Source organism: Saccharothrix isguenensis (assembly GCF_052936305.1).
In genome coordinates, this window is sequence record NZ_CP193626.1 from 3,679,046 (window position 1) to 3,695,052 (window position 16,007).

The window sequence follows — 16,007 nt, forward strand, 5'->3', positions numbered from 1 at the left end:
CCGGCGCGAAAGCATCACCCAGTCCTCGACCGGCGCTTCAGCCACGCAGGCGGCTGAAGCGCCGGTTGGGGCTGCCGGTGTAGGTGTACTGGGAGATCCGCGCGCCGTCGGCGGTCGACTTCTCCCACACGTCGAGGGCGAGGCCGGACTGCCGGTTGACGAGGCTGATCACGTCGCCGCCGTGGTCGACGACGCGCCAGTGCTGGTTCGTGGCGCCGGTGTCGGGTTGCTGGGTGATGTCGGCGCCGTTGCCGTTGCCGGAGACCTGGAGGACGAGTCCGCTGTGCCGGGCTTTGACCCGGACGTGGCCGTCCCCGGAGTCGATGAACTCGAACTGCTGGTTGGGTCGGCTGGTGGCGGTCCACTGGACGAGCCCGGCCCCGGCGGCGGTGGACGCTTCGGCGATGTCAGCCGCTTTGCCGCTGTGCTGCGCGACCAGGCTGTAGGCGGCGGAGGTCGAACGCAGGGAGGAGGCGAGGCCGATGCCCTGGTCGCGCAGCGCCCCGGCGACGACCTCGGCGATGCGGGCCGCGCCGGCGGCTTCGAAGTGGGTGTGGTCGTTGCAGAAGAAGGCTCCGACGGCGCCTTGGCTGTAGTCGCCGTTGTTGGGGCACAGGCGCAGCGAGTTGTAGAGCGCGACGCTGCGCTGGTGCAGGTCGATGACGGGGACCTGGTCGGCCTGCGCTTGGGCGATCGTCTCGTTCACGAACCCGCGGTTGCCCACGGCGGTCGAGCCGGAGCACCTGATCGCGGCGACGGGTGTGGCGTACACCGGCTTGACGCCCCGCGCCTTGGCCTCGCGGGCCATGGTGGACAGCAGTTCGCGGTAGCGGGCGGCGCCGACGTGGCGGGGGCAGTTGGGGTCGCCGTCGTTGATGCCGAACTGGATGATCAGCCAGTCGCCGGCCCGCATGCCGTTGGTGGAGAGCATGCCGGCCCAGCGTGGGGCGTAGGTGCGGGGGCTGACCACGCACTCGCCGGCGGAGTCCTTGGTGCTCTTGACGTTCGACTCGTAGAGCCAGGTCTGGATGCTCCGGCCGCCGACGGCGTTGTTGACGACGGTGACGTCGTCGGTGAACAGCCGGTCGAACTCCCTGCCCCAGCCGACCGGGCAGGTGCTGCTGCCGTTGGCCATGGTCGAGTCACCGGCCAGCCACACCGTGAAGGGCGCGACGACGGCCGACGCCGCCGAGTCGTGCTGCGGTGCGGCGCACGGCGCGGGTGCCGGTGCTGCCTGTGCCGGTGCTGCCTGCGCGGGTGTTGCCTGCGCCGGCACGACCACGGCCGCCATCGCGGCGAAGATGGCCGCCGTGACCGCCAGGTACCGGTTCCGCGGTGATGTCCTCATCGGTCCTCCATGTCGTCTTCGGCGGAATCGCGGCGTCAGCGGACCTGCGTCGACCGGAGGACGCCCAACCGGAGGGCCTCGTCCAGCACCAGGTTCGACATGGTGGTCGCGCCGTGCTCGGAGAAGTGGGTGTTGTCGCCCTTCTCCCGGGTCAGGAACAGCTGTTCGGACGGCGTGGGGCCGAGTTGCTGGACGAGGGCGGCGGAGAGGGCGGTCAGGTCGATCAATGGTGCGCCCTGTGCCCGCGAGACGGTCTTCATCTCGTCGGGCAGGTTGACGCCGATCTCGTTGACGTGCCAGGCGGTGCCGGTGAGGCGTCCGGCCGAGTCGAACAACCGGCGGACCGGTGGCGTCACCAGCACGGGTGCGCCGCCCGCCGCGCGCACGTCGCGCACCATGCGGGTGAGGTTGTCGCGGAACGCGGCGGCCGAGGTCTGCTTGTCGTTGTGGCCGACCTGGATCATGACGGTGTCGCCCGCGCGGGTCTGCGACCGCACTGCGGGGAACAGCGCCGCGTTGGACAGCACCGAGCCGGAGCTCTCGCCGGAGTCGGCGTAGTTGGCCACCGACAGGCCTTCGCGCAGCAGGCGGGGGAGGGCTTGGCCCCAGCCGGTGTAGGGGGCGGTGGGTTGGTCGCACACGGTGGAGTCGCCGACCAGGAACAGCGCCGGCGGCCTGACCTGCCTGATCGTGATCGCCACGACCGCCGGCGAGCGGCCGTCGAACACGAGGGTCAACCCCGGCGTTCCGGTGCCGCCCTGACCCGTCGGCTGTCCCTCGGGCTGGCGCACGTTGACGGTGATGGTCCGCTCGGCGGTCTGGCCCGCGCCGGTGTCGACAGCGGTGAGCACCCGGCGGCGTGCCTCGGCGGTGATGCCGGTGCCGGCCGCGCGGGAGGAGCTGCCCAGCCGCACCGTCACGTCGTAGTGGCCCGGCGCCACGTCGTAGCGGCAGGTGATCGGGCCGGTTCCGGTGCAGCCGGCCGGCACGGGGTCGCCCGGGACGGCGCCGAGCCGGATGAGCTGCCACTGCTGGTTGGCGCCGCCGTTGACGTCGTACTGGGAGATCCGCGCGCCGTCTGCGGTGGACCTCTCCCACACGTCCAGCGCCTTGCCGCTGTTGCGGTTGACGATGCCGACGTGGCCGCTGTCGGTGTCGACCAGGCTGAACTGCTGGTTGGTGGCGTTCCGGTCGGTCCACTGCACGACGTTCGCGCCGTTGGCCGTGGAGGCGGAGGCGATGTCCACGACCTTGCCGCTGTAGCGGGACTTCAGCCGGTAGAACCCGCCGCCGGAGTCGACGAACTGGAACTGCTGCGCGGCCGAGTCCGTCCTGGTCGCCTGCACCAGGGCGCCACCGTCGGCCGTGGACTGCACCTGCATGGCCTTGCCGCTGTGCCGGGCGACCGCGACGTACGTGGCCGTGGTGTCGACGGTGGCGGCTTGAGCCGGGGGTGCGGTCGGCGCGAGCGCCGCGACCGCACCGATGACGAGCACCAGTGCCGATCGCATGATCGCACCGCATGACGACAATGGCATGTGCGTGCCTTTCGCCCGAGTGTGACGCAGCGGCCGGTCCGCCAGGTCGAGAGGTCGTTTCCAGCGAAAGAGTTGCGGCGTTCTCGGCGTGTGGTCAACGGTTGCATCTCGTATGGGAGTGCCCGTCGAACACATTCGAAAGAAGTGGCGCACACCGGATTGACCGGTATTCGAAGTACGCCGGGCATGGCGAACTCGCGTGTGCCCGAGCCGGTGTGAGGCTCGGGCACACGCGAGTGCTCGCGTCAGGACTTGGTCAGTGGTCGCCGCGTCTGGGGACGACGTCGACGACCGCGGTGACCGGTCCCGCGTCGGTCGTGCCGGTGACCGTCACCTCACCCGGCTCGTCAGTGGCGCCGGGTGGCAGCGGTTGCCAGCGGACGGGGATGTCGGTGGTGTTGTCGTCGGCGGTGGTGAGCAGGCGGACGGAGGAGGGCAGTTTCGGCGCGGTGCGCACTGCGGTGGCGGTGTGGACGGTGTCCTGGAGGATGTGCTTGGCGCGGCTGGCGTTGAAGACGTTGATGGACGCGTGCGGCTCCCAGGTGTTCGCCAGTCCGGGGACGGCTCGGAACATCGTCTGGTAGCCGGCCGGCTCCCACACCAGCACGCCGACGCCCTTGTTGTCGACCACGTCGTTCGCGGCCTGGAAGACCCGCTGGATGGCGTCCGCCTGCCCCTGGATCGTCCGGGGGAAGGGCGAGTTGGGCATCGGCGAGCCGTCGCCGCCCGAGGCGGGGTAGGCGGTCTCGGCGATGTCGATCTTGTAGTCGGGGTAGGTGGTGGCCATGGTGTTCAGGTTGACGTCCAGCGCCTCGGGCGTGCCGTGCCACTCCGAGTAGTACGAGATGGCGAGCACGTCGGGGTTCTGGCCCTTCGCCTTCACCCGGGTGAGGAACTGGTGCCAGAACTCCATGGTCTTGGCGAGCCGGTCCTTCGCGACGATCACGTGGATCTCGACCTCGGACGTCGGCGACGCCTCGCGGACCGCCTTGATCCCGGACGCGGCGAGGGTCGTGAACCGGTCCCACGCCTGGTCGTAGAGCTGCTGTTCGACCGGGTCGGTCGACCCCCAGTACTGCCACAGCAGGCCACCGCCGGGCTTCGACTGGTAGACGTCGGCCTGGTCCACGAAGTACTGCGGGCTCGTCGTGCCGATGAGGGCGGCCTCGCTGCCGTACAGGAAGCCGTTGATGATCTCGTTGCCGACGGCGACCTTGTCCGGAGTGGTGCCCTGCCGGACCAGTTGGCGGAGGTGGTCGGCGGTGAAGTCGTGCACCGCCCGGTTGAGGTCCTCGAAGTCCAACTCGGCCCAGGCACGGGGTTTCGGCTGCTTGCCGGGGTCCGCCCACGAGTCCGCGTAGTGGTAGTCGATGCCCAGGCCCATGTCGCGCTGCTTGATCCACTGGGCCGAGGTCAGGGTGCGCTGCGGACCCTGGCGCGGCACGGCGGTCGGGTGGCCGGTGCTCTCGCTGCGCGGCTCGTTCCACACCCGCAGCCGGGCGTGCTGCATGCCCCGGTCCTTGACCACGTCCAGCTGGTGCGGCCCGGCGCCCCGGTCCGCCGCCAGGGGGTCGACCCAGTACTCCCGGGACTGGTGGTCGTCCACCCAGGACAGGTCGGCGCCGAGGACCACGTCGTCGCGCAGGTAGTTCATGACCTGGATCTCGCTGACACCAGCCCGCGCACGGCCCGGCACACCGGTGAACGTCAGCCGGACGTAGCGCGTCCCGGGGCGGGTGAACAGGTGCACCTCGCCCCGCGACGCGATCCTGTTGTGGGACCTGTCGGCGATCGTCTTCCACCGGCTGCCGTCGGACGAAACCTCGACGACGTACCGGTGGACCACGCCCCGCTCGGGGAACACGACCTTGACCTTGCGCAGGTTGTCGTAGGCGCCACCGAGGTCGACGGTGAGCCACTGCCGGGCGCCGGCGCGATCGGGGTTCCAGGATGTCGTCGGGTCACCGTCGATGGCCAGTGCGGCGGTCGACGTGCCGCTGCCCGCCGTCGCCGAGGACCAGGGCTTGGCGGCGATGTTGCTCTCGATCGGCTTGATGTCGGCGGTCCCGAACGTCGCACCGGCCGGCGCGGCGACCGCGAGCAGACCCGCGGACACCATGGTGGCGACCGTTGTCAGGCCCGTGATCACCCGGGCCGGACGCTTGTTGTCCATCTCTTCTCCTGACCTCGTCCCGAGAACGCGATTCGCTCCCCGACGGAGGGCTAGCGGGCTGGTGCTCCGACGTCGAGGTGGTCGATGTTGGGCAGGCCGTCCGCGGTGGTCGGTTCGAGGCGGACGGTGTTGCTGCCGGCGTTCAGCGACGCGGTGAGGGCCTTGGTGGTCCAGGTCGTCCACGCGCCGGTGGACTCGAACGACACCGTGCCCACCACGGACCCGTTGACCACGAGGTTCGCCGGTCGCGCGGTCCCGCTGCTGTGGCCGTTGGCGAACCGGACGCCCAACGCCGCCGTGCCCGACTGCGTCGCGTTGACGGTGAACTGGGCGTACGCGCCCACGGCGGAGTTGCCGTTGCAGAACCCGGAACCGGTGAAACCGGCCTGGTTCGAGTCGATGGTGCCCTGGCACACGGCGGGCGCGTTCTCCGCTTCGTAGCGCTGCCCCACCGGCGTCCCGCCGTCGGTCCTGACGAGGGCGAGCTGGTCGACGGCGAGGTAGCCGTTGCCGCCGGCCGCGCGGATGGTGACGGTGGCGGTTCCGGCGGAGAGCGGGATGTTCGCCAGTTCGCGGCGGGTCCAGCCGCTGGAGGCGGGGACGGTGAGCGTGCGGGAGCTGCCGGCGGCGTCGGTGACCGTCACCTGGGCGGCGCTGAGCGACCCGGAAGTCCTCGCGAACAGGGACAGCTTGTAGGTTCCGGTGGGGACCGTGATCCGCTGCCGCACGCCACCGGCGTAGGACTGCGCGGCGCCGATCTGCAGCGCGAAGCGCGAACCGTTGGCACCGCCGACGTTGGTCACGAACGACGACGGTCCGGACTCGCGGAAGTTGGTCCAGCCGGTCAGCGTGGAGGTGGTGATGCGGTCGGCCTGGAAGTCGGGGTTGAGGATGTGGTTGTTGTCCGGGCCGACGCGCCACTCACCGGTGGTGGCGTTGAACTGCCACTGGCTGAGGGAGTGGAACTGGGGCCGTGCGCCGGTCTTGGTGATCGGCAGCCACTGGTTGTAGCCGATGCCGTTCCAGGCGAAGTCGGCCCAGCGGTCGCCCGCGTAGATCACCGTGTTCTGCTTGGTGCCCTTGACGGTGACGAAGAACCCGGTCTGGGTCACGTGGCTGTAGTCCATCTCGGTGCCGGGCAGGACGTACTCGCCCGAGTAGGATCCCTGGACGGTGCCGCCGGTCGATTCCAGGACGTAGTTGACCGAGGTGTTCCAGCCGTGCAGGTCCGACGCGGCGTGGTAGTACCTGCCGTCGAGCTTGAACATGGCGTTGCCCTCGCGGCCGGAGGGGTTGCGGCCGATCTCCACCCCGGGCTCGATCCGCAGCGAGTCGGACTCGCGGAACTTGCCGACGAAGGCGCGGGAACGTCCTTCGCGGTTGGAGAAGATCAGGTAGTCCTTGCCGTCGTCGTCGGTGAAGACGGTCTGGTCACCGGTGCCGGTGGTCGGTGAGTTGACGATCTGGGTCTGGAAGTAGCCGTAGGTGAAGGTGCTGGTGGGGGTGTTGCCCTGGAGGAACAGGACCCCGTGCCCGCCGCCGACGTAGGCCTGGGTGGCGAGCACGTACTTGCCGGTGTTCTCGTTGTAGGAGACCCCGAGCCGCCCGACCCAACCGGCCTGGCCGAGGGTGGCGCCGTTGTTGATCGGGGTCGAGCGCGTCGCGACGCGGTTCTCGAACTTCCAGTTCACCAGGTCCCGGGACGAGTACACCGGGATGGAGACGAAGGAGACCTCGTTGTCGTACTTGCGCGTCGGGTTGGCGCGGTAGCTCTCGGCGCCGAGGTAGTGCACGCCGTACCAGTAGTAGGTGTCGCCGAACTTGAAGACCCCGCCGCCCTGCGAGTAGATCGGGTTGCCGCTGGTGTCGTTCCAGAACGTGTTGTTGGTGATGGTCTGGAACGTGCCCTCGTCGGCGGCCTCCAGGTCGGCGGCGGCGGTGATCAGGGCCGTCTTCGCCGCGGTGACTTCCGCCTCGGACGCCGTGGCCGCCTTGGTGACGTCGTCCGCCTTGGTCAGCGCCTTGGCGAAGGGCTTCCAGGAGTCGGCGGTGTACTTGGAGGGGACACGCGTGCGGTAGTCGGCGACCGTCGTCTTGAGGCCGTGGGGATCGGCCGCCGCGGCTTCGGCGACCGGGGCGGCTCCGGCGACGGGCTGCGCGGCGGCCGCCACCGATTGCGGCGCCAGCACCGACGCGAACAGCAGTGCGGCCACGGTCAGCGCGCGCCGCTTCGGCGAGGTGCGCGGTATACGGGTCATCTTGGTGCCTTCCGCAGGGGGAGGTGATCGATGTCGGGCGGGCGGGTTGTCGCCGCGTCGACGGTGAACTGGGCGCAGGCGCCTACGGCGGCGTCGCTGGGGTCACGCGTTGAGGAGTGCAAGGACGTGCCGAGGTCACCGGCCCGTGCGACCTGCGCCGCAGTGGACCGGTCGTCTCGTCCGACCGGAGCTGCTGGTGAGGTAGCGTGTTAAAACGCTTTCACGCTGGCTGCCAGCTTAGAGGTTCGGCCGCTTCTGTCAACGTGCTGGCAAGTGACCATATCCGTGCTGCCGGATGGCGGCATCACCGGTGACTCGTCCCGGTTTGAGCACTTGCGAGTAAACGTTTCCACAGCGGGCCGCCGGGTTGCGGTTCGCTGGGTGTGCTGGAGGCGTTGGCGACTGTCGCGTCGCTGCGCCGACGATGCTGGGGGAGACCGTACGAACGCCGCCGTCCCGGTGTCAACGGCCTCGGCGAAAGAGTCCGCCGTGCGGCGGGGTTGTCGCCCGAATGGTCGAGTCGGGCCTCGGGGCACTGTGGACAGTGGTGGGATCGGGGGACCTGGATCGGTCAATGTACCGGCGTCCAGGCCTGGGCGCTCGTCCGTCGAACATTCGACGCAGGACGCCGTTCACCACGGCGGGACCCTGTCGAACGCCGATCGAATGGGAACGTGCACAGCTATGTGCTCCGCTGTTATCACGCAATATCCGCGAAGTCGGCGTGTTTACATCCCAGATGTAGCGAGCTACTGTGCACGTTCACAGCCCTTCGAGAGCTATCCGCCTGCCGCACATCCCCGTTCGGCTCCGCCTCGATCGGGTTCGTCGCGACACCGCGGTCGGGCAGTCCTCTGTAGATCCCTGCATCGAAGGAGTCATCCATGACCATGCAACGGCGGACGTTCCTCAGGGCGGGCACGGCCGGAGCGGCGGGCGTAGGCCTGTCCCTGCTCGGCGTGGGGCAGGGGCTCGCGGCCATCGGACCGCTGGGAACGTCGCCGACGACGCCGTTCGCGGTCGGTGTGCGCCGGTACGACTGGACTCGTGGCAGCCGCCCGTGCACCACCTACGTCTACTACCCGGCCGCCGGCGCCTCCGGCGGCAACCCGGTGACGAACGCCCCGGCCGCCGACGGGGTCTTCCCCGTCTACAACTTCACCCACGGCTTCCAGAGCAGCCCGCAGGGCTCCCTGTTCATCATCCGGGCACTGGCCGCGGCGGGCTTCATCGTCCCAGCCCCGCACTTCAACCACAGCTTCGAGGACGTCAACAACGGCAACACCTCCAGGGACGTCTCGCAGGTCCTCACCAACACCCTCGCGCTCAACGCGAGCGGCCCGCTGGCCGGGCGCGTCAACACCGGGATCGGCGTCGGCGTCTCCGGTCACTCGCTGGGCGGCATGATCACCCACGGCCTGCTGACCTCCTGGCCGGACAGCCGGATCATCTCCGCCAACCCGCAGTCGTGCACCGACATGGGCAACCCGTCGAGTTCGGTCTCGGCCAAGGTCCTGTTCGTCCACGGCGACCGGGACTCGACCACGCAGTACTCCTCGGCCCGCCAGGCGTACGCGGAAATGACCTGGCCCAAGGCGTTCCTCACGTTCGTGGGCGGCAGCCACACCAGCTTCTGGAGCGACAACCGCTTCCCGAGGACCGTCGTCGACTGGGCCCGCTGGACCATGTACGACGACACCGCCGCGCGCGACCGCCTCCCCACCGACGCCGCCGGCTCCAACACCAGGTGGGAGGCCCAGCTGGGCGGCTCGCCCGGCGGTCCGGCCGCCTACACCCTCACCGCCCAGCACAGCGGCAAGGCCGCCGACGTCAACGAGGCCTCCACCGCCGCCGGCGCGCGGCTCATCCAGTGGACCGCCGGCAGTCGCCCCAACCAGCAGTTCGAGTTCGTGGACGCCGGCGATGGCCACGTCCGCGTCAAGGCCCGCCACAGCGGGTTGTTCCTCCAGGCCGCCGGCAGCGGCTCCGACGTCACGCAGCAGGCCGACACCGGCGCGACCAGCCAGCAGTGGCGCGTGGTCGACCACGGTGGTGACGTGATCAGCCTCGTCAACCGGGGGTCCGGCCTGGCCATGGACGTCTGGGAGCACTCGACCGCCGACGGCGCGCGCATCGCCCAGTGGACCTACACCGGTGGTCCCAACCAGCGCTTCACCCGCCGCCGGGTCTGACACGAGGCCTGACGGGTCACCGCCCGGGAAGGGGGCGGTGACCCGTCAGTCCACTGTGGATCGAGGTGTCAGATCAGGTGCGGGATGATGTGGGCGAGGGCTTGGGCGGGTTGTTCCTCGATGAGGTAGTGGCCGGTGTCGTCCACCTCGATCAGTCGGTGGTCGGTGGCCCTGGTGGGGAGCAGCTGGGCGAGGTAGGGGTGGTTGGGCTCGGCGGCCAGGGCCAGGAGCGGCGCTGTGACCGGGGCGTACGTGTCGTCGTCGGCGATGTCCTGTCCGAACGTCTGGTACCAGCCGTTGCCGGCGCGGATGGCGTCCGGGGTGTCGTAGGCACGGGCGAAGATCCCGCGGTCCTGTTCGGACACCGCGTCCTGGTCGACCAGCGCGTTCTCGCACAGGTAGTCGATCAGCGCGCGGGAGCGGCCGGCGAGCAGCTGCTCCGGTAGGCCGCGCACCTGGTTGAACGCGAACCACCACAGGTGGGACGTCTGGCCGGGCTGGGGTAGCAGCGGCAGCCGGTACATGCCCTGTTCCGGGTGCGCGACGTCGAGCAGCACGACTCGGCGGAGCAGGTCCCGGTGGTTGGCGGCGAAGCTGAACGCGACCATCGCGCCGATGTCCGAGCCGATCACGTCCACCTGGTCGTAGCCGAACCACCGCACCAGCGCCGCGATGTCCGCCGCCATCGTCTTCTTGTCGTAGCCGTCGGCCGGCTTGTCGGATCGGCCCATGCCGCGCATGTCCACGGCGATCACCCGGTGGTCGCGCGCCAACTCCGGCATCACCTTGCGGAACTCCCACCAGGTGCGCGGCCAACCGGGCAGCAGCACCACCGGCCTGCCCCGGCCACCGACCACGAAGTGCAGTCGCACCCCGTTGACCGTGGCGTAGCCGTCCCGGAACCCGCTGCCCAGCGAGTTCACCAAGGCGCGGTCGTCGGGTGCCGAACCGGCGGAAGCGGCCGGCGGCGAACCACCCGCCACCAACAGCCCACCGACAGCACTCGCGCCGAGGACCGTCCTCCTGCGCATCGTCATGCTTCCCCCAAATATTGAATGATCATTCCAGTATGACCGCAGCCGACCAGGGGACCGGAAGTGTGGAAGCTCGGGAGCCCCGGGGTGGCGGTACGGCGGCGTGGCTCAGTCGAGCAGGGTCAACGCCTGGTCGACGGCGTCCCGCACCCTGTTCGGGTCCGGCACCTTGGACAGCACCTTGAGCCCCTGCACCAGGGTGACGATGAGCCTGGCCAGCGTGCGCGGGTTCTTGTCCTCGGCCAGCTCACCCTGGCTGCGGGCCCGGACGAGCGCGCCGGCGATGGCCGTCTCGAGCCCGTCCAGGCTGGACTGGACGCGCCGGGTGAGCGCCGCGTCTCCCGGCAGGCACTCCACCGCCGTGTTGGTGACCAGGCAACCCCTGCGCTCCGTGTCGGACAGCGCGTGCTCCGCGAAGGACCGCACCAGTGCCCGCACCGCGGGCAGTGCCGGGCCACCCCGGGAGAACTGTTCCAGCACGTCATGGTCGGTCTGCTCGGCGTACCGGTCGAGCGCGAGCAGGTACAGCTCGTACTTGCTGCCGAACGTGCCGTAGATGCTTCCCCTGCCGATGCCCAGGTGGTCGACCAGGTCCTGCATCGACGTGGCCTCGTACCCCTTGCGCCAGAACAGCTCCATCGCCGCGCGCACCGCGACGTCCGGGTCGAACTCCTTGGTCCTGGCCACGGGGCAACCCTAGCCGTTAATGGAACGGCCGGTCAAGAAATGGGGTCGGTGCGACCGGGCGCTGCTGCGCGGGGAGGGGCGCTCGTGTTCGCCGCGAGCGCCCCGTCCCGGCTAGAACGAGTTGCCGAACGCGCTGGACAGGTGCGCCTTCGCGTCCCGGAGGGCCTCGTCGATGATGCGGGCCGCTTCCCTCGCCTGCTCCGGCTCGTGGGCGGCCTGGACCTGCAACCGGAAGCGCGAGGCGCCGGTCGGGGTGACGGGGAACTCGACCATGAACGCGAGAACCCCCCGGTCGAACAGCAGGCGGTTGACCGTCCGGGCGAGCTTCTCGTTCCCGATCAGGACCGGCACGATCGCGCTCGGCGAGCCCATGCAGGTCAACCCGCGGGTCGTCAGCTCGTCGCGCAGGGCGTGGATGGCGGAGAACAGCCGCCCGCGCAGGGCGTCGCCCTCGTCGGTGCGGATGATCTGGGCCGCCTTGAGCACCACCGCGGTCTGCATGGGGGACAGGGCGTTGGAGAAGAAGTGCGGCCCGGCGAACATCTTGATGTACTGCTTCACCGCGGGCGACCTGGCCGCGACGAAGCCGCCGTTGGAGGCGAAGGTCTTGGAGAACGCGCCCATGACCAGGTCCACCTTGCCCAGCATGTCCTGCATGCCGAGGACGCCGGTGCCGCCGGGGCCCATCGAGCCGAGGTCGTGGGCGACGTCGACCAGCAGGGTCGCGTCGTGGGCGTGGCAGACCTCCTGCAGGGCGACGACGTCCGGCCAGTCGGAGTCCACCGAGAACAGGCCGTCGGTGATGACCATGATGCCGTTGTGGGTGTCGGTGGCCCGGATCCGGGCCAGGTGGGTCCGCACGGCCTCGACGTCGAGGTGGGTGTAGCGGGTGATGTTCCTGGTCGCCGCGCGCGCTCCGGACTGCAGGCACGAGTGGGCGAGGCGGTCGATGACGATGTGGTCCTCCTGGCGGACCAGACCGGTGACGGTGCCGAAGCCCGCCGACCACCCGTTCGAGAACAGCGTCACGTGCTCCAGGCCGACCAGCTCGCCGAGGGCGGCCTCCAGGTCGTCGGAGATGCGGGTGTTGCCCAGCACCATCGGCGACCCGGCGCTGTGCGGGCCGAAGTCGCGCATCGCCTTGACCGCCGCCTCCCGGATCTCCGGGTGGGCGTTGAACGACAGGTAGTCCTGGGAGTTGAAGTTGATGCCCCGGGCGGGCTTGCTCAGGTCGTTGGTGATGGTCGCGACCCCGCCGGGCGCCGCCTCCAGGACCCGGGAGTACTGCCAGGTCTCGGTGCGCCTGCGCGCCTCCACCCAGCCGTGGAACTCCTCGGTCCGGTCGAGCAGGTTGGCCCCGACGGGCCGGAAGAAGTCGTAGGCGTTCTTGTCCAGCGCGTAGTCCTCGTCGGGGTCGATCGCGGGCGCGGCCGTCGTCGCCGGTTCCCACATCGGTTCCAGGTCGGCCCGGACCGCCGGGTAGTCCTCGCGGAAGAAGCGGACCACCTCGTCCGCCGGGAGGGCGTCCAGCTCCTCCAGGTCCTCCCACGGGATGTGGCTCGCCCAGTTCCGCATCATGTCCGACACCTCGCGCGCGGCCTCGGCGACCGCCTTGGCGGCGGTGCTCGGGTCCGCGCCGGCCGCGTCGGCCGCGGCGATGAGCGCGGCGACGACCTCGCCGTCCTCGCGCTGGTGTGCCAGGGTGCCGGTCATCGGGTCGCCTCCACTGCCACGCGCAGGAACGGGTTCTGCTGGTGCTCGCGGTAGGTGGCCTCGAAGTCGGTGAACGCGCTGTGGTCGAGCGAGGACTCCTTGGCCGTGTCGTTGAGCAGGTACACGTTGGACGGGTCGAAGAACTCCGACACCGGCGCCACGTCGACGTGGGTGGCGATGAACCGGTCGATCTCGGCCTGGTTGCCCCGCAGGATCGCGAACAGCTGCAGCTCGTCGTGCCGCAGCGGCTTCATCTCCGCGAGCGTGCACACGTAGTCGTAGTAGGCCGCGGCGGTCTGGCTGCGCCGCTTGGCGGCGTACCCGGCCATGGCGGTGTCCCGGTCGGTCTCGCCGCCGAGCCACCGGCCGACCGCCTCCGCGGCCAGCTCCGCGTCGCGCAGGGCGTGGGTGATCCCGAGCGCCGTGCACTGGTCCTTGAACGACGCGGCGTCGCCGACCAGCACCCAGCCGGGCCCGTGCAGCTGCCTCAGGTACGCGGCCTGGTCGAGCGTCCCGTAGAAGCGCTCCTCGCGGCGCGCCCCCGCCACGGTGTCCGCCACGTCCTCGCTGATGAGCCCGAGGGCGCGGTGGAAGTTGCCCTCGACGTCGGCCCGGAACTCCGCGGCCCACTCGCTCGGACCCCACGTCAGCACCATGGTCTGCCCGTTGTTGGTCGAGGCCATCGCCATGCCGAGCCTGCCCCGCCGGTGGATCTGCGCGTCGGCGTCGGGGATGCCGCTGAAGTAGCTCCAGTAGGCGAAGGTGCACCGTGGCCGTTCGTCGAACTTCTCGACCCCGAGAGCGCGCGCTACGAAAGAGTTTCGCCCGTCGGCCCCGATCACCACCTGCGCGTGTTCGACCGTGCCGTCCCGTCCCTTGATGCCGATGACAGTTCCGTTTTCGTCCTGCAGGAGTTCTTTGACGGTGTATCCCTCGCGGAACTCGACACCGGCCCGCACCGCGTTGTCGACCAGGATCTTGTCCAGCACGTGCCGGCGAACGGAGAAGTAGTCGGTGGTGATGCCGCTGTCGTCGTCGTGCAGCAACCGGAACTGGTTTCGCAGCAGCTCATCGGGGACGCTGCCGCGCAACACGATCCCGTTGTTGACCATTGTGACCTCGGTGTGCGCGGGCGTCACGGCCCTCACCTCGTCCAACACGCCCAACCGGTTCAGGTAGGAAGCCCCGTGCGGCCACACGAAGTGCGTCGACAGCACATCGCTGGGGAACCGCGACCGGTCCACCACCAACACACGGAGCCCGCGCCGGGCCAGGTGCGTGCCGAGAGCCGCCCCGGCACACCGACCGCCTATCACAATGGCGTTGTACATGCGGGCATCCCAACAGGACTCCCAGACCCTGTACAGAGCCGAACGGCCGAGCAATGCCTTATGCCCACGGCGCTGACCACTTCCGACAGTGATTGGGCAAAAGTGGGTGTCTGAATCAGGTGGACGTTTCATAGATCCCTGATCGGCGTACTCTTCCCCGCCCGCCGTCCTTTGTGGAGTGGTGCGTGCGGCTGCGGTGTCGTGGTCGAGGTCCGCCGTCGTGTCCGTCCGGGTCGGCGACGGACACGACGGCACTTCGGGACCTCACGCTCAGGAGGACGCGTCCTCGCTCTGCGACGCGGCGGGGACGGTGGCCCCACCGCCCGCGCGCGGCGCCAGGGCCGCCTTCTCCTCGGGGGTGAACGGGGGCTCGGTGAGGGCGGGGGCGGGCTTGGCCCGCCGCGCGTCCAGGAGGATCCCCGGCTTCACCAGCTCCGTCGCCGGGGCCGACAGCGTGATCACCGCCATCTGCGCGTCCGCGACCTTGCGGCGGGTCGCCCCGGCGCGGCCCAGCCAGTCCTGGAGGCGGTAGGCGAGCTTCGCCGCGGCGCCGCCCCGCTTGCCGGTGGTCTGCGGGTAGCGCAGGTCCTCGCCGGTGGCGATCGCCCAGGCGTCGTCGGCGGTCTTGCCGATGGCGCGCTGGATGGCCCGCGTCCCCTCCGGGCCGGACTTGAGCAGGCCGTCGCGCAGGACGACCGCGGACTTGGCCGCGACCGCCATGCCGTGACCGAAGATCGGGTTCAGCGTGGTCTGGGCGTCCCCCAGGACGATGAGCCCCGTCGGCCACGACGGCAGCCGCTCGAAGTGGCGCCGGCGGTTGGCGTGCGCGGCGAAGCCGAGGACCGGGCCGACGGGCTCGGCGTGGGCGATGGCCTCGGCGATCACCGGGTGCGGCAGGCCCGCGGCGAACTCGCGGAAGCCCTCGTCGTCGACCGGGGGGTGCCCGCCGGGCGCCCCCGACAGGGTCACGCTCCACAGGCCGTCCTCGATCGGGAGGAGCATGCCGGTGGCGCGCACCCGCTCCGCCCACGGGTTGCCCTGGATGTTCACGGCGGGGAAGTTCTCCCCGACGCCCTCCACCGCCCGGAAGACGCGGGTCGCGTAGAAGATCCCCGGATCCACCGTGACCTCGGGGGTCTCCGGCAGGCCCAGCGCGGTGAGCCACTCGGTGATCGACGAGCCCCGGCCGGTGGCGTCCACCACGAGGTCGGCCTCGACCGTCGAGACCGCCTTGGTGGCGCGGTCGCGCAGCCGCGCCCCGGTGACCCGCTCCGCGTCACCGGTGAGGCCGAGCACGTCGGTGCCCTCCAGGTGCGTCACGTTCGTCGCGGCGGCGAGCCGCGCGCGCAGCGTCCAGTCGAGCAGGGCACGGCTGCACCCGACGACGTAGTGCCCGCTGTCGTAGCGCGGGAACCAGCCGTTCGGACCGAGCGCCATGTACCGGCCGGGGATGTCCAGGCGCTGGGCGCCGGCCCGGTACAGGTCGGCGGCGACGCCCGGCATCAGGTCCTCCAGGGCGAGGATGCCGCCGGACACCATGGCGTGGGTGTGGCGCGCCTGCGGCACGCCCTTGCGGACGCCCGGCCCGTCGGGGAAGTGGTCGCGGTCGACGACGGTGACGGTGTCGGCGAGCCTGCTCGCGACCGCGGCGGCCAGCGTGCCCGCCAGTCCGCCGCCCAGGATCAGCGCGTGCCGGACCGGTCCGGAGTCAGTCATGGTCGAGGTGTCCTTTT

At 70.3% G+C, this 16,007-nt stretch carries 10 protein-coding genes; 1 reads left to right on the plus strand and 9 read right to left on the minus strand.

All coding sequences use genetic code 11. The features are described 5' to 3' along the window. Window positions 1-37: 37 nt before the first annotated feature. From ACRAKI_RS16910 to ACRAKI_RS16925, 4 genes are all read right to left on the minus strand, one after another. Window positions 38-1,348 (minus strand): RICIN domain-containing protein, encoded by a 1,311-nt coding sequence (locus ACRAKI_RS16910; protein WP_447008052.1) that lies wholly within the window; start codon window positions 1,346-1,348, stop codon window positions 38-40. Window positions 1,349-1,383: 35 nt separating this feature from the next. After that, on the minus strand, window positions 1,384-2,859 hold the full coding sequence (locus tag ACRAKI_RS16915) for an RICIN domain-containing protein (protein WP_447008053.1): 1,476 nt from the start codon (window positions 2,857-2,859) through the stop codon (window positions 1,384-1,386). Between the two features lie 283 nt (window positions 2,860-3,142). Continuing rightward, complete coding sequence (locus ACRAKI_RS16920; RefSeq protein WP_447008054.1) at window positions 3,143-5,059, minus strand: glycosyl hydrolase 53 family protein; 1,917 nt, start codon at window positions 5,057-5,059, stop codon at window positions 3,143-3,145. Window positions 5,060-5,109: 50 nt separating this feature from the next. Continuing rightward, window positions 5,110-7,317: a carbohydrate-binding protein gene (locus ACRAKI_RS16925; RefSeq protein ID WP_447008055.1), complete on the minus strand. Its 2,208-nt coding sequence runs from the start codon at window positions 7,315-7,317 to the stop codon at window positions 5,110-5,112. 884 nt (window positions 7,318-8,201) lie between these two features. Between ACRAKI_RS16925 and ACRAKI_RS16930 the strand changes: the two genes are divergently transcribed. Continuing rightward, window positions 8,202-9,509: an RICIN domain-containing protein gene (locus tag ACRAKI_RS16930; protein WP_447008056.1), complete on the plus strand. Its 1,308-nt coding sequence runs from the start codon at window positions 8,202-8,204 to the stop codon at window positions 9,507-9,509. A gap of 68 nt (window positions 9,510-9,577) precedes the next feature. Here ACRAKI_RS16930 and ACRAKI_RS16935 read toward each other — a convergent pair whose 3' ends face one another. From ACRAKI_RS16935 to ACRAKI_RS16955, 5 genes are all read right to left on the minus strand, one after another. Continuing rightward, window positions 9,578-10,540 (minus strand): alpha/beta fold hydrolase, encoded by a 963-nt coding sequence (locus ACRAKI_RS16935; RefSeq protein ID WP_447008057.1) that lies wholly within the window; start codon window positions 10,538-10,540, stop codon window positions 9,578-9,580. A gap of 111 nt (window positions 10,541-10,651) precedes the next feature. Then, window positions 10,652-11,230 (minus strand): TetR/AcrR family transcriptional regulator, encoded by a 579-nt coding sequence (locus ACRAKI_RS16940; RefSeq protein WP_447008058.1) that lies wholly within the window; start codon window positions 11,228-11,230, stop codon window positions 10,652-10,654. A 111-nt stretch (window positions 11,231-11,341) separates the two neighbouring features. Further along, complete coding sequence (locus ACRAKI_RS16945) at window positions 11,342-12,943, minus strand: aminotransferase class I/II-fold pyridoxal phosphate-dependent enzyme (protein WP_447008059.1); 1,602 nt, start codon at window positions 12,941-12,943, stop codon at window positions 11,342-11,344. Then, the gene (locus tag ACRAKI_RS16950) at window positions 12,940-14,274 is read right to left on the minus strand and encodes an NAD(P)/FAD-dependent oxidoreductase (protein WP_447008060.1); all 1,335 of its coding nucleotides are present in this window, start codon (window positions 14,272-14,274) and stop codon (window positions 12,940-12,942) included. Before ACRAKI_RS16950 ends, ACRAKI_RS16945 begins: the two co-directional genes overlap by 4 nt. Window positions 14,275-14,544: 270 nt before the next feature. After that, entirely contained in the window at window positions 14,545-15,990 is a 1,446-nt protein-coding gene (locus tag ACRAKI_RS16955; protein WP_447008061.1) for an NAD(P)/FAD-dependent oxidoreductase, read from the minus strand. Window positions 15,991-16,007: the final 17 nt, after the last annotated feature.